Genomic DNA, 21,936 nt, shown 5'->3' with positions numbered 1-21,936 from the left:
CCGCGGACCCTCGCGGAGACGGAGGTACATCCCATGGCACTGATCCCACCGGAGCGACCCGCCGACGAGGCCGAGGACCGCGCCGCGGACCTCGCCGCGGCCCGGCGCAGAAAGGCGGTGCGGTACGGGGTGCCCCTGGGTATCGCCGGGCTTGCCGCCGCCACCATCGGCCTGGTGCCCGCGCTCGCCCAGGATGAAGGCCCGAGCAAGGACGACGTGACGGCCGGGGAACTGATCGCGAAGGCGCTGGCCTCGGAGGTCGAGTCGGTCGACGGCACGGTGAAGGTCAGCACCGACCTGGGCCTGCCCTCGATACCGTTCGGCGGGGGCGGTGGCGAAGGCGCGGACCTCTCGCGGCTGCTCGCCGGGGACACCAAGCTGCACGTCGCGGCCGACGGCCCGGAGAAGCAGCGGGTCACGCTCACCGGCTCCGACGGCGACCGGACCGTGGTGCGCAACGGCACGGACGTGTGGACGTTCGGCGGCGGCTCGGACGAGGTGTCCCACTCCACGCTGCCGAAGGACGCGGGGAAGAAGGACGGCAAGGAGCACGGCCTCGGGCTGCCGGAGGACCTGAAGGACGCCACCCCGCAGGAGCTGGCGGAGCGGCTGCTGAAGGCCGCGGACGAGACGACGGACGTGGACGTCGCCGGCACGGCGCAGGTGGCCGGGCAGGACGCGTACGAGCTGCGGCTGACGCCGAAGCAGGACGAGTCGACGGTCCGGGACGTCACGATCGCGGTGGACGCCGACAACGGCGTGCCGCTGCGGGTGGCGCTGACGGCGGACGACGGCAACACGGTCCTGGACGCCGGCTTCACGAAGGTCGACTTCAACAAGCCGGACGCCGGCCTGTTCGCGCCGCCCGCCGGGGCCGACGTGACCGAGAAGGGCTCGGGCGAGGGCTTCGGCGAAGGCCACGGCGGGGACTTCGGCAAGGGCTTCGGCGGCTTCGGCGGCGCCTGGTCCGGCGGGGACTGGAGCGGCGGCGACCGGGCCGGGGGCGGCACGCCCGGCGGCCTGGAGGACGTGAAGGTCCACGGCGAGGGCTGGGGCTCGATCGCCGAGATCCCGCTGCCCGGCGGCACGCTGAGCGAGGACGGGGCCGGGGCCGCCCTCGACTTCTTCACGGACAAGACGGACGCGGGCCGGGTCTTCGAGAGCCGGCTGGTCAACGTGCTGATCACGGACGACAAGGTCTACGTCGGCGCCGTCACCCCGGAGGCCCTGGAGGCCGCCGCGGGCTGACCGCAGGACCGCACCGCAAGGGCCGCCGCGCGCCTCCCCGGCACGCGGCGGCCTTCGCGTGCGCCCGCGTCAGTGCACACAGAACTCGTTCCCCTCGGGGTCCGTCATGACGGTCCACTCGCCGCCCTGCTCCTTCACGTGCCGTACGACCGCGGCCCCCAGCTCCGCCAGCCGGGCCGTCTCCTCCTCGCGCCGTCCGGACTCGGGGTGGAGGTCGAGGTGGAGGCGGTTCTTGTGGGCGGGCTTGGGCTCGGGGACCTGGTTGAAGAGCAGCCGGCGGCCGAGTCCGGTGCCGGACGTGGGGTCGTACGGGTCGTCGGGGTGCCGGACGGCGGCGGCGGTGCGCCAGGCGCGGCGGTCGCGGTGGCGGGTGAGCACGTCCTCGGGGACGGCGCCCGCGGTGAGGAGTTGCTCGATGAGCGGGCTGTTGTCCTCCACCTCGTAGCCGAGGGCGGCGGCCCAGAAGTCGGCCTGGGCGTGCGGGTCGGTGGCGTCGATGACGAGCTTCCAGTGCGTGGGAACCATGTGCCGGTTATACTGGTTACATGGTGGACGAGGCAAGCGCCCGCGCCCCGGGCGTCGAGATGCGACCCCCGGACGGCCAGGTCTTCCGCTTCGATCCGGGCGCGCTCAGCCTGGAGTTGCTGACGACCGGTGGCCCGGGCCCCTTCGCGCGGTACGAGGTGCTGCGCACCCCCGCGGACGTCGCCGCGTGGGCAGCGGCGAGCAGGCTGCGCCCGGTGCCGGAGCTGGCGGTCACCGACGACGACGTACCGGCGGTACGCCACCTGCGCGACGCCCTCTTCCGCCTCACCCAGGCCCGCGCCCGCGCCGAGCCCCTCCCCGCCGCGGACCTCGCCGTCCTCAACGCCGCCGCGGCCGAACCCCCGCTGGCCCCCCGCCTCACCCCCGACGGCACCCCGTCGTGGGCACCGGGACCTGCGACGACGGCCCGGCTCCTGGCGACGGTCGCCCGCGACGCGGTGGACCTCTTCTCCGGCCCGTACGGGTACCGCATCCGCGAGTGCGCGGGCGAGCGCTGCTACCTCCTCTTCGCCGACACCTCCCGCCCCGGCCGCCGCCGCTGGTGCTCCATGGAGCGCTGCGGCAACCGCCACAAGGTCCGCACCCTGAGAGCCCGGCGCGAAGCGGACCACTCCTGACAAGATGCGGCACATGAAGCGTGTCGTCGCCCGGGCCTGGAAGCTCCTGCGCGGTCCCGTGCAGTGGCGGATCCTCTGGCTCACCCAGGCCACGTTCATGATCGGCGTGACGGGTGTGGTGCGGAACGAGCAGGGCCAGGTGCTGCTCCTCAAGCACCGCATGTGGCCCGACTCCCGCCCCTGGGGGCTGCCGACCGGCTTCGCGGTCAAGGGCGAGGAGTTCCCGCAGACCGTCGTACGCGAGGTCCGGGAGGAGACGGGACTCGACGTCGTGCCCGGCCGGCTGGTCCAGGTGACCAGCGGCTACCGGCTCCGCGCGGAGATCGCGTACGAGGCGCGGCACGTGGGCGGAACGCTCAAGCTCGACGGCTTCGAGATCCTGGCGGCGGAGTGGTTCAGCCCGGACGCCCTTCCGGAGGGACTCCAGGAGGCGCACGTCCGGCTCATCAGGGCGGGGACTCCGGCGTGAGGGTCAGCCCCAGGTGAGGGGGTCGAGGTGGAGGTAGAAGCGGAGGCGGTCGGGGTCGGGGGCCGTGCCGTAGTGCCCGGCGAACGCCGCGTCCTGGGCGCGGGCTTCGGCCTCGTCCGGCCAGGTCTCGCGGGAGTTGGCCAGGAGCAGGGCCAAGTCGGCGTGGCGGTCGGCGAGTCCGAGGCGGCCCAGGTCGACGAAGCCCGCCACGTCCAGGGTTGCGGGGTCGAGGATGATGTTCGGCAGGGTGAGGTCGCCGTGGCAGACGACCGTGTCGGCCGCCTCCTGCGCCCGGCGCCGTGCGAGCTGCGGTTCGAGGCGGGCCAGCAACTGCGGTGCGGGCGTGGTCTGTTGCTCGACGGGCAGGAAGGCGGGGTTCACCGTGCCGACGGCGACGACGGTGCGGGCGACCGAGATCATCAGGTCCAGATCCCGGTGGAACGGGCACTCCGCGATCGGCACCTCGTGCAGCGCACGGACCGCGTCCGCGATGCGTTTCCAGCAGGCCCGCAGGTCGGCCGCGGAGAGTTGGTCGGCGGGCAGGCCGGGGACCGCGCCGGTCACCAGGCAGGCGCCGACGTCGTCGGAGCGGAGGTCGAGCACGCGGGGCCCCGGCACGCCCTGGGTGGCCAGCCAGGCGATACGGTCCCGTTCGCCGGTGAGTTCCGCGGCCACCTCGGCGGGCACACACCTGGCGTAGCGCGTGCCGTCCGTGCTGCGGAAGACGGCGGCTCCCGACTCGCCCGTGGTGACCGGCGTCCACTCGGTGTCGTCCGGGAGGAGGGGTGTCACGCTTTGCGCTCCATTCGGTAGTGCAGGACGAGGAACGGGATGCCGAAGACGGAGAAGGCGTGTTCGGCGCGGAGCCGGCCGTCGCCGCCGACGTGGACGTCGAGCCGCTCGGCGAAGCCGTGCACGCCGAGCGTGGTCAGCTCGCGGGTCCCGGGGGCGATGTACGTGAGGTAGTGGCCGGGGTGGCCGGTGCCGCCGGCGCCGGCCTCGTCCGCCGCGTGGCTGGTGAGCGTCAGGCCGCCGCCGGGGCGGGAGCGGGGGAGGAGGGTGGCGGTGAAGCTCGCGTGGGGGAGCGGGAATCCGACGCTGACGTAGCCGCGGTCGCCGTGCCGGTACGTGGTGTAGATGCCGACGTAGATGGGGTCGTCGGTGTCGGCGAAGGACCGGATCCAGCCGCGGATCGCGGTCTGGCCGGCGGCCGCCTTGTCCGGTGCGGGGGTGATGGTGTCGATGCGGCTGCGCATGCCGCGCAGCACCTCGCGCTGGTTCATCGGCACGTTGGCCTGGCCGAGGGGCTGGGCGACGAGGGTGCGGTAGAGGAGGTAGCCGGGGCGGACCCAGAGGCGCCAGCGGGGCTCGATGTCGAGGGTGAAGCGGGCGGTGTGCTCGTAGAACTCCCGTACCCGCGGGTCCACTTCCGCGGGGTCGAAGCCGGGCCCGGCGAGGGCGTCGAGCGACTCGACGATGCCGACGTCGGGGGCGTCGGCGGTGTACGCACCGCCGAGGACACCCGCGAGTTCGCGTACGTAGGAGGTGCCGACGTACGCGGACCGCGCTTCGAGCGGCACGACGAACGGCAGGTCCTCGGTGGCCGCCTCCTCGGCGACGAGGCTGACCTGCGCCTCCCGGAACACCAGCGCGGAGACCACCCGGAACGCCACCACGGCCCCCGCCGCCACGGCGGCCCCCCGCGCGGCGACGGCGCCGGGCCGCGGACGGGCGGCCGCGGTGCGCGCGGGGCCTGTGCGCGCGGGGCCCGGGGAACGGGGGCCACGCCCGACGGAACCGGCCGCGCCCAGCGTCACGCGGGCGCCGGCCCGGCGCCGCCGCGGGGTGGCCGCGCCGCCCCCTCCGCCCGTTGCGGACCCGAGGGTGCGCAGTGCCGCGTGGCCCGCGCCGCCGCCGCGGGCCCGCGGCGAAGAGGCGGGGGCGACCGCGCGGTTCCCGCTTCCCGTGATCCTGCTCCTCGCGCCCGCGGCGCCGCCGCGCAGCGCGTACGCGCCGCCGACCGCCGCGCCCACCACCGGGCCCAGCGCCACCTTGTGCGGCCGTATACCCAGCGCGCCCGCCGCCGCACCGGCCACCGTGCCCACCGTCACCGGGCCCGCGCCGGTCAGCCGGGCGCCCGCCCAGCCCGCGGTTGCGGCCAGTGCGCCGCTCGCGGCGATGCGCTGCCACAGCGCCGGGATCTCGCCCGGCCGCTGCCGTACCCGGGCGACCGCCTCGGCCACCCCGAGGCCGACCGCCCCGGCCGCGGCACCCGCGACCGCCACCCGCGCTCCACGTCCGCCCGCGAGCGCGGCCCCGGCGAGCGCGCCCATGACCCCCGCGGTCCCCACCTGCTCCCGCAGCTTCGCCGCATCCGCCCGTTCACGCCCCATCCCCGCACCCTACGCGTGGCCCTCACGCCGGCGCCCGGCCACCGTCACGTACACCGCGCACGGGCAGCCGCGCACACCGCCGATCCCCGGCCGGACCGCCGGTGCCTCAGGCGGGACGGCCCGGGTTCACCGCTTCCGGCACGCCGGCCGCGGCCGGCCCCGCCGCACCGCCCGCATCGCCCGCGTCGCCCGCCGCCGCAGCCCGCGCCTCCGCCTCCGCCCGGCGCAGCTCCAGCCGGCCGCGGCGGGCCGTGCGCAGCGCGTCGTACGTGAGCAGGGCAAGCGCCAGCCATACCAGCAGGAAGCCCGCCCAGCGCTCCGCCGGCATCGACTCGCGGAAGTACAGGACTCCCAGCGCGAACTGCAGCGTCGGCGCCAGGTACTGCATGAGGCCGATCGTCGACAGCGGCAGCCGGACCGCCGCCGCGCCGAAGCAGATCAGGGGGAACGCCGTGATCACGCCGCAGCTCGCGAGGAGCAGCGCGTGTCCGGCCCCCTCCGTGTGGAACGTCGAGTCCCCGCGGGCGCCGAGGACCAGCATGAACACCAGCGCCGGCAGGAACTGCACCGCCGTCTCGGCCGCGAAGGACTCGATGCCCTCCAGCCCGATCCGCTTCTTGATCAGCCCGTACGTCCCGAACGAGAAGGCCAGCACCAGCGCGATCCACGGCAGCCGCCCGTAGCCCACCGTCAGCACGACCACCGCCGCCGCGCCCACCGCGACCGCGATCCACTGCAGCGCGCGCAGCCGCTCCCGCAGCAGCAGCACGCCGAAGGCGATGCTCACCAGCGGGTTGATGAAGTAGCCGAGGGCCGCCTCGACGACGTGGCCCGAGTTGACGGCCCAGATGTAGACGAACCAGTTGACGGTGATCGTCGCCGCCGCGCCCGCGACCAGCGCCAGCCGCCGCGGCTCGCGCAGCAGCGGCCGGATCCAGGCCCAGCGGCGCAGCACCAGCAGGAGCAGGATGCACGCGACCAGCGACCACACCATCCGGTTGGCCAGGATCTCCGCCGGGCTCGCGGGTTCCAGCAGCGGCCAGAAGAGCGGGATGACGCCCCAACTGCCGTACGCGGCGAAGCCGTAGAGGAGCCCGAGCCGGGCCTCGCTCGCCGCGCGCGCCGGTGCCTCACCTGATGACCCCACGACCGCCCTCCCGTTCCGCTGCCCGCACGGCGGGCACCGTGCCGACGGTAGCGGGCGCGAGAGCCTGTTGTCATATCTGTATCAGCATTTGGGTCCTTACGGTCGCCCCGTCGCCGAGACCGTCGCGAGACCCGCCGCGACCGCGTCCGCCAGCGGCGTCGTCGGCCGGCCGATGAGCCGGGACAGCTCGCCGGACGTGCCGGCCAGCAGCCCGCGGGAGACCGCCGCGTCGACGTCGACGAGCATGTCGGCCATCGCCTCCGGCAGCCCGGCGCCGAGCAGGACCTGCCGGTGCTCGGCGGGCGGCAGGTCGCGGTAGCCGACCCGGGCGCCCGACTGCCGGGCGACCTCCGCCGCGTACTCCGGAAAGCTCCACGCCGTGTCGCCGCTCAGCTCGTACGCCCGGCCCTCGTGGCCCTCGCCGGTCAGCACCGCGGCGGCCGCGGCGGCGTAGTCGGCGCGGGCGGCGGAGGCGATCCGGCCGGCGCCCGCGCTGCCGAGGACGGCGCCGTGGTCGAGCACGGTGGCGAGCTGGTCGGTGTGGACCTCGTGATACCAGCCGTTGCGCAGGAAGACGTACGGCAGGCCGGAGTCGAGGACGAGCTGCTCGGTCGCCTTGTGCTCGTCCCCCAGCAGGAAGTCCGCCTTCGGCCCGCCCAGGATGCCGGTGTACGCGAGCAGCCCCACCCGCGCCGCCGCGGCGGCGTCGACGACGGCCCGGTGCTGCGGCACCCGCCGCCCGACCGCGTTGCCCGAGACGAAAAGCACCCGCTCGCCCGCGCGGAAGGCGTCCGCCAGCGTGGCCGGCTCGTCGTAGTCGGCGACCCGCACCTCCACTCCGCGTGCCGCGAGGTCAGCGGCCTTCTCCCCGCTGCGTACGACGGCGGCCACCCGCTCCGCGGGCACCTGTTCCAGGAGTGCGGCGATGACGTGGCGGCCGAGGTGTCCGGTGGCCCCGGTGACGGTGATCTTCATGTGTGCCACCGTAGGCTGCTCACTTACGGAGAGAAAGTACCCACTTTCACGTAAGGTACTGGTGTGGAGGTAAGCATGCAGGCAGAGGGAGAGGCGACACTCCGGCTGCGGGACTTTCCGGACGTGATCACGGCCGACTGCCCCGCCCGGAACATCATGGAGCACGTCGTCAGCCGCTGGGGCGTGCTGGTGCTGCTCGCGCTGCTGGAGGGCACGATCCGGTTCAGCGCGCTGCGGCGGCGGATCGGCGGCGTGAGCGAGAAGATGCTCGCCCAGACCCTGCAGACGCTGGAGCGCGACGGCCTCGTGCTGCGCGAGGCGAAGCCCGTCATCCCGCCGCACGTGGAGTATTCGCTCACCCCGCTCGGCGAGCAGGCGGCCCTGCGGGTACGGCCGTTGGCGATCTGGGCGTACGACAGCGTGCCGGCGGTGACCGCGGCGCGGGAGGGGTACGACGAGGCCCGGGCCTGAGGTGCTCAGGCCCGGGCCCGGGTCGTAGCGGCGGGGGACCGGCGCTCGCGCGACCGTCAGCCCGCCGTGCCGGCGGCGCGGCTCAGCCGAGCACCGTCCACGTGTCGCCGCCCGCGAGCAGTCCGGCGAGGTCGCCCTTGCCCTTCTGCTGCACCGCGTCGTCGAGCTGCTCCGCCATCTCCGTGTCGTACACCTGCCGGTTCACGTCCCGGAGGATGCCGATCGGCGTGTGGTGCAGCGTGTTCGGGTCGGCCAGCCGGGAGAGGGCGAACGCCGTCGTCGGGGTGGCGGCGTGGGCGTCGTGGACGAGGACGTCCGACTCGATCGAAGGCGTCACCTCCACGATCTCCAGGTCGCCCGTGGCCGGGTTCCGCACGACGCCCTTGTGGTCGTCGGTGCCGAAGCGGATCGGCCGCCCGTGCTCCAGCCGGATCACCGCCTCCTGCGCCTGCTGGCGGTCCTTCAGCACCTCGAAGGCGTTGTCGTTGAAGATGTTGCAGTTCTGGTAGATCTCGATCAGCGCCGTGCCCGGGTGGGCCGCCGCCGCGCGCAGCGTCTCGGTGAGGTGCTTGCGGTCCGAGTCGACGGTACGGGCGACGAACGACGCCTCCGCGCCGAGCGCCAGCGAGACCGGGTTGAAGGGCGCGTCCAGCGAGCCCATCGGGGTGGACTTGGTGACCTTGCCGACCTCGGAGGTCGGCGAGTACTGCCCCTTGGTCAGCCCGTAGATCCGGTTGTTGAAGAGCAGGATCTTGAGGTTGACATTGCGGCGGAGCGCGTGGATCAGGTGGTTGCCGCCGATGGACAGCGCGTCGCCGTCGCCGGTGACGACCCAGACGGACAGGTCGCGCCGGGTGCTGGCCAGCCCGGTGGCGATGGCCGGGGCGCGGCCGTGGATGGAGTGCATCCCGTACGTGTTCATGTAGTACGGGAAGCGGGACGAGCAGCCGATGCCGGAGACGAAGACGATGTTCTCCTTGGCCAGGCCCAGCTCCGGCATGAACCCCTGGACGGCGGCGAGGACGGCGTAGTCGCCGCAGCCGGGGCACCAGCGCACTTCCTGGTCCGTCTTGAAGTCCTTCATGGACTGCTTGGCTTCGGCCTTGGGGATCAGCGAAAGGGCGTCGATCGCCGGTCCCCCGGCGGTCGTCTCAGCCATTGTCGATGGCCTCCTTGAGGGCGGTGGCGAGCTGCTCGGCCTTGAACGGCATGCCGTTGACCTGGTTGTAGGAGAAGGCGTCCACGAGGTACCTGGCGCGGACCAGGGTCGCGAGCTGGCCGAGGTTCATCTCGGGGACGATGACCTTGTCGTACGCGGCCAGAACCTCGCCGAGGTTGCCCGGGAACGGGTTGAGGTAGCGCAGATGGGCCTGCGCGATGTGGTCGCCGGCGCGGCGCACGCGGCGTACGGCCGCGGTGATCGGCCCGTACGTCGAGCCCCAGCCCAGCACCAGCGTGCGCGCTCGTTCTCCCGAGGGTCCTTCCGGGTCGTCGACCTCGATGTCGGGCACCTCGATGCCGTCGACCTTCGCCTGGCGGGTGCGCACCATCAGGTCGTGGTTGGACGGCGAGTACGAGATGTTGCCGGAGCCGTCCTCCTTCTCGATGCCGCCGATGCGGTGCTCCAGGCCCGGCGTGCCGGGGATCGCCCACGGGCGGGCGAGGGTCTGCGGGTCGCGCTTGTACGGCCAGAAGACCTCGGTGCCGTCGGCCAGGGTGTGGTTCGTCTTGCTCGCGAACTGCACCCGCAGGTCCGGCAGGTCGTCGACCTCCGGGATCCGCCAGGGCTCGGAGCCGTTGGCGAGGTAGCCGTCGGAGAGCAGCATCACCGGCGTGCGGTACGTCAGCGCGATACGGGCCGCGTCCAGGGCCGCCGTGAAGCAGTCCGACGGCGTGGCCGGCGCGACGATCGGCACCGGCGCCTCGCCGTTGCGCCCGAACATCGCCTGGAGCAGGTCCGCCTGCTCGGTCTTGGTGGGCAGCCCGGTCGAGGGGCCGCCCCGCTGGATGTCCACGATCAGCAGCGGCAGCTCCAGCGACACGGCCAGGCCCACGGTCTCGGCCTTCAGCGCGACGCCGGGGCCCGAGGTGGTCGTCACGCCGAGGGCGCCGCCGAAGGCCGCGCCGAGCGCGGCGCCGATGCCGGCGATCTCGTCCTCGGCCTGGAAGGTGCGCACGCCGAAGTTCTTGTGCCGGCTCAGCTCGTGCAGGATGTCGGAGGCGGGCGTGATCGGGTACGAGCCGAGGAAGAGCGGCAGGTCCGCCTGCTGCCCCGCGGCGATCAGGCCGTACGCCAGCGCCAGGTTCCCCGAGATCGAGCGGTACGTGCCGGCGGGGAAGGCGGACTGGGCCGGGGCGACCTCGTACGAGACGGCGAAGTCCTCCGTCGTCTCGCCGAAGTTCCACCCCGCCCGGAAGGCGGCGATGTTGGCCTCGGCGATGTCCGGCTTCTTGGCGAACTTGGCCCGCAGGAACCCGATCGTGCCCTCGGTGGGGCGGTGGTACATCCAGCTCAGCAGGCCGAGCGCGAACATGTTCTTGGAGCGGCCGGCGTCCTTGCGGGACAGCCCGTACTCCTTCAGCGCCTCGACCGTGAGCGTGGTCAGCGGCACCTCGTGCACGCTGTACCCGTCGAGGGAGCCGTCCTCCAGGGGGCTCGCCTCGTAGCCCACCTTGGCCATCGCGCGCTTGTTGAACTCGTCGGTGTTGACGATCACCTCGGCGCCGCGCGGGACGTCCCCGATGTTCGCCTTCAGGGCGGCCGGGTTCATCGCCACCAGCACGTTGGGCGCGTCGCCCGGGGTGAGGATGTCGTGGTCGGCGAAGTGCACCTGGAAGCTGGAAACCCCCGGCAGCGTGCCTGCGGGGGCGCGGATCTCGGCGGGGAAGTTCGGGAGCGTCGACAGGTCGTTGCCGAACGACGCGGTCTCCGAGGTGAAGCGGTCGCCGGTCAGTTGCATCCCGTCTCCGGAGTCACCGGCGAACCGGATGATCACCCGGTCCAGGCGCTTGACCTCTTTGCTGTTGACCTCGCTGGTCACCTTCGTGGACCTCCCTCGCGGCGGCCGCTCGGGAACGGGATTCCGACCGCCTGACCCAGTGAACATCGTACGCGGGTTAGGCATGCCTTCCTGAGTCCGTCCGCAAACTGGACGGTGGCGAGACGTCGGGCTATATCCCCTTTTGTTGCTATCTAATGCCCCTCTTGACCCCATCCGCCAGTGTGACAATCCCTTGTCACCGGAGCGGAGGCCAGGGCGCGGCGCCGGGGCGCGGCCCGGTCAGGAGTTGAGGTACGTGAGGACCGCGAGCACCCGACGGTGATCTCCCTCACTCGGCGCCAGGCCGAGCTTCATGAAGATGTTGCTGACGTGCTTCTCCACCGCGCCGTCGCTCACCACGAGCTGTCCGGCGATCGCCGAGTTCGTCCGGCCCTCGGCCATCAGGCCCAGCACCTCGCGCTCCCGCGGGGTGAGCCCGGCCAGCACGTCCTGCTTGCGGCTGCGGCCGAGGAGCTGGGCGACGACCTCCGGGTCGAGCGCCGTGCCGCCCTCGGCGACGCGCACGACGGCGTCGACGAACTCGCGGACCTCCGCCACCCGGTCCTTCAGCAGATACCCGACGCCGCGGCTGGAGCCGGCGATCAGCTCGGTGGCGTACTGCTCCTCGACGTACTGCGAGAGGACCAGCACACCGACGTCCGGATGCTCGCGCCGCAGCTGAACGGCCGCGCGGACGCCCTCGTCGGTGTGCGTCGGGGGCATCCGCACGTCGGCGACGACGACGTCCGGCGCGCTGCCCTCGGCGGCCAGGTCCCCGACCGTCTTGACCAGCGCCACGCCGTCGCCGACACCGGCGACGACCTCGTGGCCCCGGTCGGTGAGCAGCCGGGTGAGCCCCTCCCGGAGCAGCACCGAATCCTCGGCGATGACCACCCGCACGCTGTCCTCCACCGTTGCCTGCCCCCCATACGAAGATGTGTAGACCTCCAGCATCCCAGGATTCCGCGGCGGGGGAGGCCCCGGAGGCGGAAAACGGCAGGTAAAGGGTGGAAAACGGCCGTGGCTCCGGGGCGCGCGGGAGCGCCCGGCGGCGGGCCGGGCAGCCGCGCTGGACCGGGCGGGCTTCCGGGGCCGGGGGTGCCGGGCGGCGGCGGGCGTACGGGGACGGGGCCGCCCGCGGGCCGGCCCTGTCCCCGTAGCGCCGCTCACGCCCGCCAGGGCAGCTCCGCCGTGACCACCGTCGGGCCGCCGGGCGGCGAGTCGACGACCAGCAGCCCGTCCACCGAGCCCAGCCGCTCCGCAAGCCCCGAGAGCCCTGAGCCCGCGTCCAGCCGCGCGCCGCCGTTGCCGTCGTCCGTCACCTGGATCATCAGCCGTCCCTCCGCGCGCCACAGGTCGACCATGGCCCGGCTCGCGCCGCTGTGCTTGCTGATGTTCTGCAGCAGCTCGGAGGTCGTGTAGTACGCGATGCCCTCGATCGACTGCGCCGGCCGCTCCAGCAGGTCCACCGTCACCGAGACGGGCACCGTGCAGCGCGCCGCGACCGCCGACAGCGCGGGGCCCAGGCCGCGGTCGGTGAGGATCGCCGGGTGGATGCCGCGGGCCAGGTCGCGCAGCTCCTGGAGCGCGAGCTTCACCTCGCCGTGCGCCTCGTCGACCATGGCGGCCGCCGCCTCCGGATCCTCCAGCAGCTTCTCCTTCGCCAGCCCCAGGTCCATCGCCAGCGCCACGAGCCGGGCCTGTGCGCCGTCGTGCAGGTCGCGCTCGATGCGCCGCAGGTCCGCCGCCGCCGTGTCCACCACGACCCCGCGGTCCGTCTCCAGCTCCTGCACCCGGGTGGCCAGCTTCGACGGTCCCAGCAGCCCGACGACCATCGCCCGGTCCACGTACGACAGGCTGCGCACCACCCACGGCGAGGCGAGCAGGAACACGGCGCCGACGCCGACCGCGAAGAGCTGCTCCAGCGGCGAGTCCAGGTACCAGCCGTCGCCGTCCGCGTTCCCGTACACCTGGAGCCCGTCCTGGCCCCAGTGCGCGGGGAAGACCCACTGCCACAGCGGGTACGTGACCATGGACCAGCTCCAGAACATGACGGCCACCGAGAGGGCGAAGGAGCACACCGCCCAGAACATGTGCAGCAGCCCGTAGAGCATCGTCCGCCACGACTCGCCGCTGCGGAACAGCGACCCGACCCAGCCCATGAACCCGGAGGCACGGCGGTGCAGCGGCTCCGGGTCGTCGACGTGCAGGTCCAGCAGCAGCCGGGCGCGGGTCCGCTCGACGTAGCCCATGCCGCGGCAGCCGGCCAGCATCGCGGCGAGCACAGGGACGCCGAGGAACGTGATCAGCAGACCGAGGCCGAGCGACAGCATCGTGATCGTGTAGACGAAGAACACGATCGACACCGGCAGGCTGAGCAGGTGGTAGAGGAACTCTCGCCAGGTGCGGGCCTCGAAGGGGGCGCGCAGGGCGAGGGGAAGCCGCGGGCGGCGGGCCTCGGGTGCGTACGCGGTGCTGTCCATCGTCGGAAGTCCTTCTGCCGGAGCGCTGGGGACGGATCTGTCGAGCTTGTGCCTCCAGCCTCCTCGGCGGGGGCGCCGCGAGCCATGGAGCGGGTCGGTCTCTCGGTACGGGGGAAAACCCCACCTTCGGCGGTGCGGCTACGCGTGCGCCGGCGCCTGGGACTCGCGGTTGCGCCAGGGGAGTTCGGCGGTGACGACCGTCGGACCGCCGCCCGGCGACTCCACGACCAGCAGCCCGTCCACCGAGCCCAGCCGCTCCGCAAGACCCGACAGACCCGTGCCGCCGTCCAGCCGGGCGCCGCCCTTCCCGTCGTCGGTGACCTGCACCATGATGCGCCCCTCCGCCCGCCACACGTCGGCGCTCGCGGTCTTCGCACCGCTGTGCTTGCTGATGTTCTGCAGTAGCTCGGAGACCGTGTAGTACGCGATGCCCTCGATGGCCTGCGCGGGGCGGTCCTTGAGGTCGACGGTCACCGAGACGGGCACCGTGCAGCGCGCGGCGACCGCCGACAGGGCCGGGCCGAGGCCGCGGTCGGTGAGGATCGCCGGGTGGATGCCGCGGGCCAGGTCGCGCAGCTCCTCCAGGGCGAGCTTGACCTCACCGTGCGCCTCGCCGACCATCTCGGCGGCGGCCTCGGGGTCCTCCAGCAGCTTCTCCTTCGCCAGGCCGAGACCCATGGCCAGGGCCACGAGCCGGGCCTGTGCGCCGTCGTGCAGGTCGCGCTCGATGCGCCGCAGGTCCGCCGCCGCCGTGTCCACCACGACGCCGCGGTTCTCCTCCAGCTCCTTGATCCGCCGCTCCAGCGGGTCGGAAGGGCTGAGCAGCCCGCGGACCATCGCCCGGTCGACGTCGCTCAGGCCGCGCGCCAGCCACGGCAGCAGCGGCCACAGGACGAACAGCGACACGGACATGAGGGCGAACGTGAGGACTCCCCACGGCAGCCGCATCACGCTGTACAGCGTCGTCCGCCACCCGACGGGGTCCTTCAGCGTCGCCCACAGCCACGGCAGGAAGCCCCCGTACGTGCTGCGCCGGATCGGCGTCGGTGACTCGACGTGCACGCCGAGCAGCGCCCGCGCCCGCGCGCGCTCCCACGCACCGATCCCCCGGGCGCCGGCGAGGCCGGCGGCCAGTAGCGGCAGACCGATCACCGTGATCGACAGCAGCGCGCCGGCGTAGAGCCAGATCGAGACGTAGGCGAAGGCGAAGATCGCCATGGGGAGGTTCACCAGCAGGTGCACGATCTCACGCCAGGTCGTGCCGCTGAGCGGCGGGCGCGGTGGGGGCAGCGGCTTGTCACCGCCCGGCTTGACCGGCGGCTCCGCACCCGGGCGGCTGTGACTCATCCTCCCAGGGTGCCGCGCCGGGGCGCGGGGGCGCCATGGGGGGTGTACCGGGGAACGTACGGGGGTTAACCCCACCCTTTGCGGAGAAGTCTCCGGTTCGGTGCGCGGCGGTGCGGCAGGCGTACGGCTCGCGGGAAGTGGCGTACACGGGATGGCCACAGGGCCCGGGGCAGGGCCTACACTCCTTGCCCGTACAGGTCGATGTCCTGACCGAATGCGCACGGGTCAGCCAGCCACAGCAGTCAGGAGCGGAGCGGACGTGCCGGACATGCTCGCCGCCGACGCCCTCGCCGCCGGGTACTTCGACGGCTACGGGGTGGTCGGCCTCGTCGCCGTGCTGGGCCTGCTCTTCGTCGGCGTCGCCTTCGGCGGCGCCCGGCTGCTGCGGCCCGCGGTGCCGACGCCGGAGAAGCTGCTGACGTACGAGTGCGGGGTGGACCCGGTCGGGGAGGGCTGGGCGCACACGCAGGTCCGCTACTACGTGTACGCCTTCCTGTACGTGATCTTCGCGGTCGACGCCATCTTCCTCTTCCCCTGGGCGACGGTCTTCGCGGCGCCGGGGTACGGGGCGGTGACGCTCGTGGAGATGTTCATCTTCCTCGGCTTCCTCGCCGTGGGCCTGCTGTACGCCTGGAAGAAGGGCGTCCTGGAATGGACGTGAACCCCGCCGCCGCCCCCGCCCCGGCCGCTGCCCCCGCGCCCGCCCCCGTGCAGCGCGTGGGCGTGCTCCAGCGGCTGGCGCCCCAGCCGATGAAGGTCGTGCTCAACTGGGGCCGCCGCTACAGCCTGTGGGTCTTCAACTTCGGCCTCGCCTGCTGCGCGATCGAGTTCATCGCCGCGTCGATGGCCAGGCACGACTTCATCCGCCTCGGCGTCATCCCGTTCGCGCCCGGCCCGCGGCAGGCGGACCTGATGGTGGTGTCCGGCACGGTGACGGACAAGATGGCGCCGTCGGTGAAGCGGCTGTACGAGCAGATGCCGGAGCCGAAGTACGTGATCTCCTTCGGCGCGTGCTCCAACTGCGGCGGGCCGTACTGGGACTCGTACGCGGTGACGAAGGGCGTGGACCAGGTCATCCCGGTGGACGTGTACGTGCCCGGCTGCCCGCCGCGGCCGGAGGCGCTGCTCCAGGGGATCCTGAAGCTCCAGGAGAAGATCGCGCGGGAGTCGCTGGCGGAGCGGTACGGGACGTCGCCGTCCGGGGCGCCGGTGGGTGCGCTGACGAGCGGGCTGGTGAAGCCGCCGGAGGACGCCGGATGACGGAGCAGGGGGAGGGCTGGCTCCCACGGCCGGCCACGGAACTGTTCGGCCCGGAGGCGGCGGCGAAGGAGGCGTACGGCGTCCTGACGGTGGACGTGCCGGCGACCACCTGGACCGAGGCGCTGCGGACGGCGCGCTCCGAACTGGGCTGCACGTTCTTCGACTGGCTCAGCGCCGTCGACGAACCGGCCGAGGGCTTCCGCATCGCCGCCCACGTCGTCGCCGTCGGCACCCCGCCGCGCCGCCTGCTGCTCCGCACGACGGTGCCGCACGCGGCCCCGGCGCTGGCGACGGCGACGGGCGTCTACGCGGGGGCGGCGTGGCACGAGCGGGAGACGCACGAGATGTTCGGCGTCGACTTCCCCGGCCATCCGCACCTGGTGCGGCTGCTGCTGCCGGAGGAGTTCGAGGGCCACCCGCTGCGGAAGGACTTCGTCCTGGCGGCGCGGGTCGCGAAGGCGTGGCCGGGCGCGAAGGAGCCGGGCGAGTCCCACGCGGGGGGCCCGAAGCGGCGCCAGATGCAGCCCCCGGGCGTCCCGGACCCCAACGACTGGGGCCCTCAGAAGGGCACCCTCCCCCCACCCCCCGCCCGCCCCGCCCGCCGCGCGGGCACGAGAAGGGCCGCCGCGGCGGCCCAGGAGGAAAACGCCACCGCACCGCCCGCCGATTCCGGTACCGGCCGCCCGGCCCGCGGCGCACGCCGGACGCGCTCGGCGAGCGGGGGTTCCGCCTCGCAGCGGGCGGCCGAGGAGACTCCGGGCGAACCGCAGGACGGCGAGGAGGCCGGCGGCAGGATGGCTGCCGAAGGCACGCCGCGCGACGCCGCGGGCGCGGCTCCCGGCGGGGCCGGGCGCCCGCCGCGGGGCGCGCGGCGCGCGCGTTCGGCGAGCGGGGGTTCGGCGTCGCAGCGCCCCGCTGACGAGGTTTCTGCCTCCCGGCCGGGTGAGACGCAGGACGGAGACGACGCCGGGGGACCGGCGTCCGCCGACGGCACGACGGGCGGGGCTCCCGGCGAAGCCGGGGCCGGGCGCCCCCCGCGCGGTGCGCGGCGCGCGCGTTCGGCGAGCGGGGGTTCCGCGTCGCAGCGGGCCGCCGGCGGCGGGCCCGCCGCCGCGGGCCGGGAGCCGCGCTCCCGTACCCGTACGCCCGACGCCCCCTGGCAACGCCCGCAACCCGACGGCGACTCGCCCCCACCCGCCAAGCCCGCGGCGGGCGAACCCTCCTCCGCCCCCGAGGACGGCGAAGGCGGTGAGTCCCCGTGAACGACGGGCTCGAAATCCTGGTCACCCTCCTCGGCGTGCTCGTCGTCTTTCTGCTCTTCCCGCTCGTCGTCGGGCAGACCGAGCACAAGGTCATGGCCCACATGCAAGGCCGCGTGGGCCCCATGTACGCCGGTGGCTTCCACGGCTGGGCGCAACTCGTCGCCGACGGCCTCAAGTTCGTGCAGAAGGAAGACGTCGTCCCCGCCGGTGCCGACCGCCGCGTCTTCCAGCTCGCGCCCGCCGTCGCCCTCCTGCCCTACCTCATCGTCCTCGTCGCCATCCCCTTCCACCCCGGCGGCGGCGTCGGCGAGGCGCTGAACGCCGGCATCTTCTTCGTGCTGGCCGTCATGGGCGTCGGCGTCCTCGGGTCCCTCATGGGCGGCTGGGCGTCCGCCAACAAGTACTCCCTCCTCGGCGGCCTCCGCACCGCCGCGCAGCTCCTCGCCTACGAGCTGCCCATGCTGCTCGCCGCCGCCTCCGTCGCCATGGCCGCCGGGACGGTCTCACTCGTCGGGATCGTCGACGGGTTCGAGTGGTGGTGGCTGCCGTGGCAGCTCGTCGGCGGCGTGGTGTTCTTCACCGCCGGGCTCGCCGAGCTGCAACGCCCGCCCTTCGACGCCCCCGTCGCCGACTCGGAGATCATCTTCGGCGCGTACACCGAGTACTCCGGGCTGCGCTTCGCGCTGTTCCTCCTCGCCGAGTACGCCGGCATCGTCGTCCTCAGCGCGCTGACCGCCGTGCTCTTCCTCGGCGGCTGGCACGGCCCGTACGCCGACGGGCTCGGCTGGCTCTGGACGCTGCTGAAGACCGGGATCCTCGCCTTCGCCGTGATCTGGCTGCGCGTCACGTACCCGAGGCTGCGCGAGGACCAGATCCAGCGCTTCGCCTGGACGACCCTCATCCCGCTCGCCCTCGCGCAGATCGCGTTCACCGGCATCGTGAAGGTGGTGATCTGACGGTGAAGGGGCTCGCCAAGGGGCTCGCGGTCACGCTGCGCACGATGACGCGGCGCTCGCACACCGCGCACTACCCCGACACCCTGCCCGCGCTGCCGCCGCGCAGCCGCGGCGTCATCGCGCTGTTCGAGGAGAACTGCACGGTCTGCATGCTCTGCGCCCGCGAGTGCCCGGACTGGTGCATCTACATCGACTCGCACAAGGAGACCGTGCCGCCCGCCGCCCCCGGCGGGCGCGAGCGCAGCCGCAACGTGCTCGACCGCTTCGCGATCGACTTCGCGCTGTGCATGTACTGCGGGATCTGCATCGAGGTCTGCCCGTTCGACGCGCTTTTCTGGTCGCCGGAGTTCGAGTACGCGGAGACCGACATCCTTGAGCTGACCCACGAGCGCGACCGGCTGCGGGACTGGATGTGGACGGTGCCGGTCCCGCCCGCGCCGGACCCGGCGGGGGAGGAGCCGAAGGAGCTGGGCGCGGCGCGCAAGGCGGCGGAGAAAGCGGAGGCCGCGCGGGTACGGGACGCGGGGGAGCCCCCGGCCGGGGAGGGCGACGACGCATGACCCTCGCCGCCGAGACCCACGGCTTCCTGTCGCCCACCGGCGTCGAGATCGTCTTCCTCCTCACCGGCCTGGTGACCCTCGGCGCCGCCGTGATCACCGTGACCACCCGGCAGTTGGTGCACGCCGCGCTGTGGCTGGTGGTCGCGCTCGGCGGGCTTTCGGTCGAGTACCTGCTGCTGACCGCCGAGTTCGTCGCCTGGGTGCAGGTGCTGATCTACGTCGGTTCCGTGGTCGTGCTGCTGCTCTTCGGGCTGATGCTGACCCGTGCGCCGATAGGCCGCTCGCCGGACGCCGACTCGGGCAACCGGTGGGTGGCGCTGGGCGTGGCGGGGGCGGCTGCGGTGCTGCTGGTGACCCTGGTGGTGGACGCGTTCCGTACGACGTGGATCGACCTGGACGAGCCCAAGGGCACCACCGACCTGCTGGGGGCCGGCGTCTTCCGGCACTGGGTGCTGCCGTTCGAGGCGCTGTCGGTGCTGCTGCTGGCGGCGCTGGTGGGGGCGATCGTGCTGTCCCGCAAGGACGGCGGATCCGCGGCCGGGGACGCCGGCGAAAGCACCCGGGCCGCCGGGGCCGCCGACGACGGCGGGGAGGGCTGATGCATCTCGCGTATCCGGCGGTGCTGGCGGTGCTGCTGTTCTGCGTCGGCCTCTACGGCGTGCTGGCCAGGCGCAACGCCATCCTGGTGCTGATGTCCGTCGAGCTGATGCTCAACGCCGTCAACCTCAACCTCGTCGCCTTCGACGTCTGGCTGCGCGACACCCTGCGCGCCGGGCAGTCGTTCACGCTGTTCATCATCGCGGTGGCCGCGGCCGAGATCGGCATCGGGCTGGCCATCGTGCTGATGGTGTACCGCAACCGGGGCACCTCCGCCGTCGACCGCCTGCGCGACCTCGCCGACACGGACGCGGGCCGCGCCGGTGACGGAGCGGAAGACTCGGCACCAGACGCAGCAGCCCAAGGCGCCACCGCAGGCGGCGAGTCCGGGACCGCGTCGAAGAAGGCCGAGGCCACCGCGTGACCACCACCACCCTCGCCGCACTCGTCCCCCTGCTGCCGTTCCTCGGCGCCGTCGCCGGCCTGTTCCTCGGCCGCCGCTCGCCGGGCATGGTGCAGCCGCTGGCCGTGCTCCCGACCGTGACCGCCGCCGTGCTCGCCGCCCTCGTCGCGGCGCGGCAGGGCGGCGACGAGCCGGTGACCGCCGCCACCGAGCTGACCCCGACCGGCTCCGTGCCGATCGACCTGGCGCTGCACCTCGACGGCATGGCGGTGCTCGTCGCCGTGCTCGTCGGCGTCGTCGCCTCGTGCGTGCAGATCTACTCCACCGGCTACCTGCGCGACGACCCGCGCTACCCCTCGTACGCCGCCCTCGTCTCCCTCTTCACCGCCGCGATGTTCCTCGTCGTCTACTCCGGCGACCTGATGGTGCTGCTGGTCGGCTGGGAGATCATGGGCATCTGCTCCTACTTCCTCGTCGGCCACTACTGGGACACGGAAGTCGCGCGCGCCGCCTCGCTCAAGGCGTTCCTGGTCACCAAGCTGGGCGACGTCCCCTTCCTCATCGGCATCTTCGCGCTCGCGTCCGAGGCCGGTACGTTCCGGATCAGCGGCATCGTGACCGCGGCCGGCTCCGGCGACGGCCTCGCGCATCCCACGGTCATCGCGCTGCTGCTGCTCGCCGGGGTCGCGGGCAAGTCCGCGCAGTTCCCGCTGCACACCTGGCTGCCCGACGCGATGGCGGGCCCCACGCCCGTCTCCGCGCTGATCCACGCGGCGACGATGGTCGCGGCCGGCGTGTACGTCGTCGCCCGGCTGCTGCCCGTCTTCGCCGCCTCGGCCGCCGCGCTGGTGGTGCTGGCGGTCATGGCCGCCGTCACGATGGTCGGCTCGGCGCTCGCCGCGCTCGCGCAGGACGACATCAAACGCGTGCTCGCGTACTCGACCGTCGGACAGCTCGGCTACATGACCGGCGCGCTGGCCGCGGGCTCCCGGGACGCCGCCGTCTTCCACCTCCTCTCGCACGGCGCCTTCAAGGCGCTGCTCTTCCTCGCCGCCGGCGTCGTCATCCACGCCGCCGGCACCAACTCGCTCGCCGCGATGGCCCGGATGGGCGGCCTGCGCCACCGCGTGCCGGACGCCTACTGGACCATGACCGCCGCCCTCCTCGCCCTCGCCGCCATCCCGCCCTTCGCCGGCTTCTTCTCCAAGGAAGCCGTCCTCGGCGCCGCGGAAGCTGCCATCACCGGGCATGGCGCGACCGGTGGGGGCATCCCCGCCGCCGCGGCCTGGACCGTGCTGGTCGCCGGGCTCGCCGCCGCGCTGCTCACCGCCGCGTACGCCGCCCGGCTGTGGCTGCTCGCCTTCCACGGCCGCGGTGAACCCGTCCCCGACCACGGCCGCCGACCGGTCGTCATGAACGCCGTGCTGTGGCTGCTGTTCGTGCCCACCCTCGCGTTCGGGCTGAGCGTCTGGACGCTGCCGGACTGGCTCGGCGACCACTCCCTCACCCCGACGCTCGCCACCGCCGTCCTCGGCACGGGGCTGGCGCTCGTCGGCATGATGGCGACGTACGCCGCGTGGAAGCAGACCGCCGGGCTCGCCGCCCGCGTCCCCGCCGGCGCGGTCACCGCCCACCCCGACGCCGAGCCGGCCCTCACCGAGGTGGAGGCGGAGGCCACACACGAGACGGTGTACGGCAGCCCGTCGGACGAGGGCACCGCCGCGTCGGGCGCCGCCCCCGACGGCACCGCCACGGACCCCGGCCGCATACTGCTCGGCGCCGCCCTCTACCGGCACGCCGCCCGCGGCTTCCACGTCGACGCCCTGTACGCCGTGCTCTTCGTCCGCCCGGTACGGGCCGCGGCCCGGCTGGTCCGCTTCCTGGACCGGGAGGTCGTCGACACGTACGTACGCGGCGCGGGCACCGCGCCCCGGCTGCTCGGCGCCGCGGTCCGCCGCGCGCAGACCGGCAACGTGCAGAGCTACCTCAGCGCGCTGCTCGGCGGCGCGCTCGTCCTGGCCGTCGCGGTCGTCGTCGCCACCACGTCGGTCACGGGAGGCTGACGCCGCATGGACACCAGCCCGCCCGGGCACCGCCCCGGCAGCCGCCCGGCCCGCCGTATCCGTCCCGCGCCCCGGCCGTCCTCCGAAGCCGCGGAGGT

The 21,936-nt window shown here is 73.6% G+C and carries 22 protein-coding genes; 12 read left to right on the top strand and 10 right to left on the bottom strand.

The window, feature by feature from the left end; all coding sequences use genetic code 11:
- Positions 1–33: 33 nt before the first annotated feature.
- A complete protein-coding gene (locus FB457_RS03775; RefSeq protein WP_145780790.1) occupies positions 34–1,248 on the top strand; it encodes an outer membrane lipoprotein carrier protein LolA in 1,215 nt (404 codons plus the stop codon).
- Positions 1,249–1,317: 69 nt separating this feature from the next.
- Here the strand turns inward: FB457_RS03775 and FB457_RS03770 are convergent, their stop codons facing one another.
- Positions 1,318–1,773, bottom strand: coding sequence for a VOC family protein (locus FB457_RS03770; protein ID WP_047017488.1), 456 nt, complete (start codon positions 1,771–1,773; stop codon positions 1,318–1,320).
- A 20-nt stretch (positions 1,774–1,793) separates the two neighbouring features.
- Between FB457_RS03770 and FB457_RS03765 the strand changes: the two genes are divergently transcribed.
- Positions 1,794–2,411, top strand: a complete 618-nt coding sequence (locus FB457_RS03765) for a CGNR zinc finger domain-containing protein (protein ID WP_047017489.1) — start codon at positions 1,794–1,796, stop codon at positions 2,409–2,411.
- 13 nt (positions 2,412–2,424) lie between these two features.
- Positions 2,425–2,880, top strand: coding sequence for an NUDIX domain-containing protein (locus FB457_RS03760; protein WP_047017490.1), 456 nt, complete (start codon positions 2,425–2,427; stop codon positions 2,878–2,880).
- Between the two features lie 3 nt (positions 2,881–2,883).
- On the opposite strand, the gene FB457_RS03755 is transcribed toward FB457_RS03760, so the two are convergent.
- The 4 genes from FB457_RS03755 to FB457_RS03740 form a co-directional block, all read right to left on the bottom strand.
- The gene (locus tag FB457_RS03755; protein ID WP_145780788.1) at positions 2,884–3,672 is read right to left on the bottom strand and encodes an APH(3'') family aminoglycoside O-phosphotransferase; all 789 of its coding nucleotides are present in this window, start codon (positions 3,670–3,672) and stop codon (positions 2,884–2,886) included.
- Entirely contained in the window at positions 3,669–5,273 is a 1,605-nt protein-coding gene (locus FB457_RS03750; protein WP_486588915.1) for a hypothetical protein, read from the bottom strand. Before FB457_RS03750 ends, FB457_RS03755 begins: the two co-directional genes overlap by 4 nt.
- A 106-nt stretch (positions 5,274–5,379) precedes the next feature.
- Positions 5,380–6,420 carry an EamA family transporter RarD gene (rarD, locus tag FB457_RS03745; RefSeq protein ID WP_047017493.1) on the bottom strand — a complete coding sequence of 347 codons (1,041 nt, stop codon included), beginning with the start codon at positions 6,418–6,420 and terminating at the stop codon, positions 5,380–5,382.
- 96 nt (positions 6,421–6,516) lie between these two features.
- Positions 6,517–7,395 carry an NAD(P)H-binding protein gene (locus FB457_RS03740; RefSeq protein WP_145780786.1) on the bottom strand — a complete coding sequence of 293 codons (879 nt, stop codon included), beginning with the start codon at positions 7,393–7,395 and terminating at the stop codon, positions 6,517–6,519.
- A 75-nt stretch (positions 7,396–7,470) separates the two neighbouring features.
- Here FB457_RS03740 and FB457_RS03735 point away from each other — a divergent pair, with 75 nt between their 5' ends.
- Positions 7,471–7,866 (top strand): winged helix-turn-helix transcriptional regulator, encoded by a 396-nt coding sequence (locus FB457_RS03735; protein WP_047017495.1) that lies wholly within the window; start codon positions 7,471–7,473, stop codon positions 7,864–7,866.
- Between the two features lie 82 nt (positions 7,867–7,948).
- Here the strand turns inward: FB457_RS03735 and FB457_RS03730 are convergent, their stop codons facing one another.
- From FB457_RS03730 to FB457_RS03710, 5 genes are all read right to left on the bottom strand, one after another.
- Positions 7,949–9,025 (bottom strand): 2-oxoacid:ferredoxin oxidoreductase subunit beta, encoded by a 1,077-nt coding sequence (locus tag FB457_RS03730; RefSeq protein WP_047017496.1) that lies wholly within the window; start codon positions 9,023–9,025, stop codon positions 7,949–7,951.
- The gene (locus FB457_RS03725; protein ID WP_047017497.1) at positions 9,018–10,907 is read right to left on the bottom strand and encodes a 2-oxoacid:acceptor oxidoreductase subunit alpha; all 1,890 of its coding nucleotides are present in this window, start codon (positions 10,905–10,907) and stop codon (positions 9,018–9,020) included. The genes FB457_RS03730 and FB457_RS03725 overlap by 8 nt, the downstream gene beginning before the upstream one ends.
- A gap of 240 nt (positions 10,908–11,147) precedes the next feature.
- The gene (locus FB457_RS03720) at positions 11,148–11,807 is read right to left on the bottom strand and encodes a response regulator transcription factor (protein WP_047020276.1); all 660 of its coding nucleotides are present in this window, start codon (positions 11,805–11,807) and stop codon (positions 11,148–11,150) included.
- Between the two features lie 266 nt (positions 11,808–12,073).
- The gene (locus FB457_RS03715; RefSeq protein WP_145780784.1) at positions 12,074–13,390 is read right to left on the bottom strand and encodes a sensor histidine kinase; all 1,317 of its coding nucleotides are present in this window, start codon (positions 13,388–13,390) and stop codon (positions 12,074–12,076) included.
- Between the two features lie 138 nt (positions 13,391–13,528).
- A complete protein-coding gene (locus tag FB457_RS03710; RefSeq protein WP_145780782.1) occupies positions 13,529–14,737 on the bottom strand; it encodes a sensor domain-containing protein in 1,209 nt (402 codons plus the stop codon).
- Between the two features lie 268 nt (positions 14,738–15,005).
- Between FB457_RS03710 and FB457_RS03705 the strand changes: the two genes are divergently transcribed.
- From FB457_RS03705 to FB457_RS03670, 8 genes are read left to right on the top strand one after another with little or no spacing between them, the layout of a single operon-like run.
- Positions 15,006–15,398 carry an NADH-quinone oxidoreductase subunit A gene (locus FB457_RS03705; protein ID WP_173534940.1) on the top strand — a complete coding sequence of 131 codons (393 nt, stop codon included), beginning with the start codon at positions 15,006–15,008 and terminating at the stop codon, positions 15,396–15,398.
- Positions 15,389–15,997: a NuoB/complex I 20 kDa subunit family protein gene (locus FB457_RS03700; protein WP_145780780.1), complete on the top strand. Its 609-nt coding sequence runs from the start codon at positions 15,389–15,391 to the stop codon at positions 15,995–15,997. Before FB457_RS03705 ends, FB457_RS03700 begins: the two co-directional genes overlap by 10 nt.
- Entirely contained in the window at positions 15,994–17,259 is a 1,266-nt protein-coding gene (locus FB457_RS03695; protein ID WP_047017502.1) for an NADH-quinone oxidoreductase subunit C, read from the top strand. The genes FB457_RS03700 and FB457_RS03695 overlap by 4 nt, the downstream gene beginning before the upstream one ends.
- Entirely contained in the window at positions 17,256–18,215 is a 960-nt protein-coding gene (locus tag FB457_RS03690) for a complex I subunit 1/NuoH family protein (RefSeq protein WP_047017503.1), read from the top strand. Before FB457_RS03695 ends, FB457_RS03690 begins: the two co-directional genes overlap by 4 nt.
- Positions 18,216–18,259: 44 nt before the next feature.
- Positions 18,260–18,775 (top strand): 4Fe-4S binding protein, encoded by a 516-nt coding sequence (locus FB457_RS03685; RefSeq protein WP_173534941.1) that lies wholly within the window; start codon positions 18,260–18,262, stop codon positions 18,773–18,775.
- On the top strand, positions 18,772–19,374 hold the full coding sequence (locus FB457_RS03680) for an NADH-quinone oxidoreductase subunit J (RefSeq protein ID WP_145780779.1): 603 nt from the start codon (positions 18,772–18,774) through the stop codon (positions 19,372–19,374). The genes FB457_RS03685 and FB457_RS03680 overlap by 4 nt, the downstream gene beginning before the upstream one ends.
- Positions 19,374–19,796, top strand: a complete 423-nt coding sequence (gene nuoK / locus FB457_RS03675; RefSeq protein ID WP_047017506.1) for an NADH-quinone oxidoreductase subunit NuoK — start codon at positions 19,374–19,376, stop codon at positions 19,794–19,796. The genes FB457_RS03680 and nuoK overlap by 1 nt, the downstream gene beginning before the upstream one ends.
- Positions 19,793–21,838: an NADH-quinone oxidoreductase subunit 5 family protein gene (locus FB457_RS03670; RefSeq protein ID WP_047017507.1), complete on the top strand. Its 2,046-nt coding sequence runs from the start codon at positions 19,793–19,795 to the stop codon at positions 21,836–21,838. Before nuoK ends, FB457_RS03670 begins: the two co-directional genes overlap by 4 nt.
- The last annotated feature ends 98 nt before the right edge of the window (positions 21,839–21,936 follow it).

It is taken from the genome of Streptomyces sp. CNZ287, assembly GCF_007827615.1.
Note: the sequence above shows the minus strand (reverse complement) of the source record. Positions and strands in the feature narration are given on the sequence as shown.

Bases quoted from the DNA above. Each gene is read 5' to 3' on its own strand.
- FB457_RS03685 (WP_173534941.1), top strand. From the start codon at position 18,260: ATGACGCGGCGCTCGCACACCGCGCACTACCCCGACACCCTGCCCGCG.
- FB457_RS03705 (WP_173534940.1), top strand. From the start codon at position 15,006: ATGCTCGCCGCCGACGCCCTCGCCGCCGGGTACTTCGACGGCTACGGG.
- nuoK (WP_047017506.1), top strand. From the start codon at position 19,374: ATGCATCTCGCGTATCCGGCGGTGCTGGCGGTGCTGCTGTTCTGCGTC.
- FB457_RS03710 (WP_145780782.1), bottom strand. From the start codon at position 14,737: ATGAGTCACAGCCGCCCGGGTGCGGAGCCGCCGGTCAAGCCGGGCGGT.
- FB457_RS03695 (WP_047017502.1), top strand. From the start codon at position 15,994: ATGACGGAGCAGGGGGAGGGCTGGCTCCCACGGCCGGCCACGGAACTG.
- FB457_RS03735 (WP_047017495.1), top strand. From the start codon at position 7,471: ATGCAGGCAGAGGGAGAGGCGACACTCCGGCTGCGGGACTTTCCGGAC.
- FB457_RS03680 (WP_145780779.1), top strand. From the start codon at position 18,772: ATGACCCTCGCCGCCGAGACCCACGGCTTCCTGTCGCCCACCGGCGTC.
- FB457_RS03730 (WP_047017496.1), bottom strand. From the start codon at position 9,025: ATGGCTGAGACGACCGCCGGGGGACCGGCGATCGACGCCCTTTCGCTG.
- FB457_RS03760 (WP_047017490.1), top strand. From the start codon at position 2,425: ATGAAGCGTGTCGTCGCCCGGGCCTGGAAGCTCCTGCGCGGTCCCGTG.
- FB457_RS03775 (WP_145780790.1), top strand. From the start codon at position 34: ATGGCACTGATCCCACCGGAGCGACCCGCCGACGAGGCCGAGGACCGC.
- FB457_RS03715 (WP_145780784.1), bottom strand. From the start codon at position 13,390: ATGGACAGCACCGCGTACGCACCCGAGGCCCGCCGCCCGCGGCTTCCC.
- FB457_RS03740 (WP_145780786.1), bottom strand. From the start codon at position 7,395: ATGAAGATCACCGTCACCGGGGCCACCGGACACCTCGGCCGCCACGTC.
- FB457_RS03750 (WP_486588915.1), bottom strand. From the start codon at position 5,273: ATGGGGCGTGAACGGGCGGATGCGGCGAAGCTGCGGGAGCAGGTGGGG.
- FB457_RS03765 (WP_047017489.1), top strand. From the start codon at position 1,794: ATGGTGGACGAGGCAAGCGCCCGCGCCCCGGGCGTCGAGATGCGACCC.
- FB457_RS03700 (WP_145780780.1), top strand. From the start codon at position 15,389: ATGGACGTGAACCCCGCCGCCGCCCCCGCCCCGGCCGCTGCCCCCGCG.
- FB457_RS03770 (WP_047017488.1), bottom strand. From the start codon at position 1,773: ATGGTTCCCACGCACTGGAAGCTCGTCATCGACGCCACCGACCCGCAC.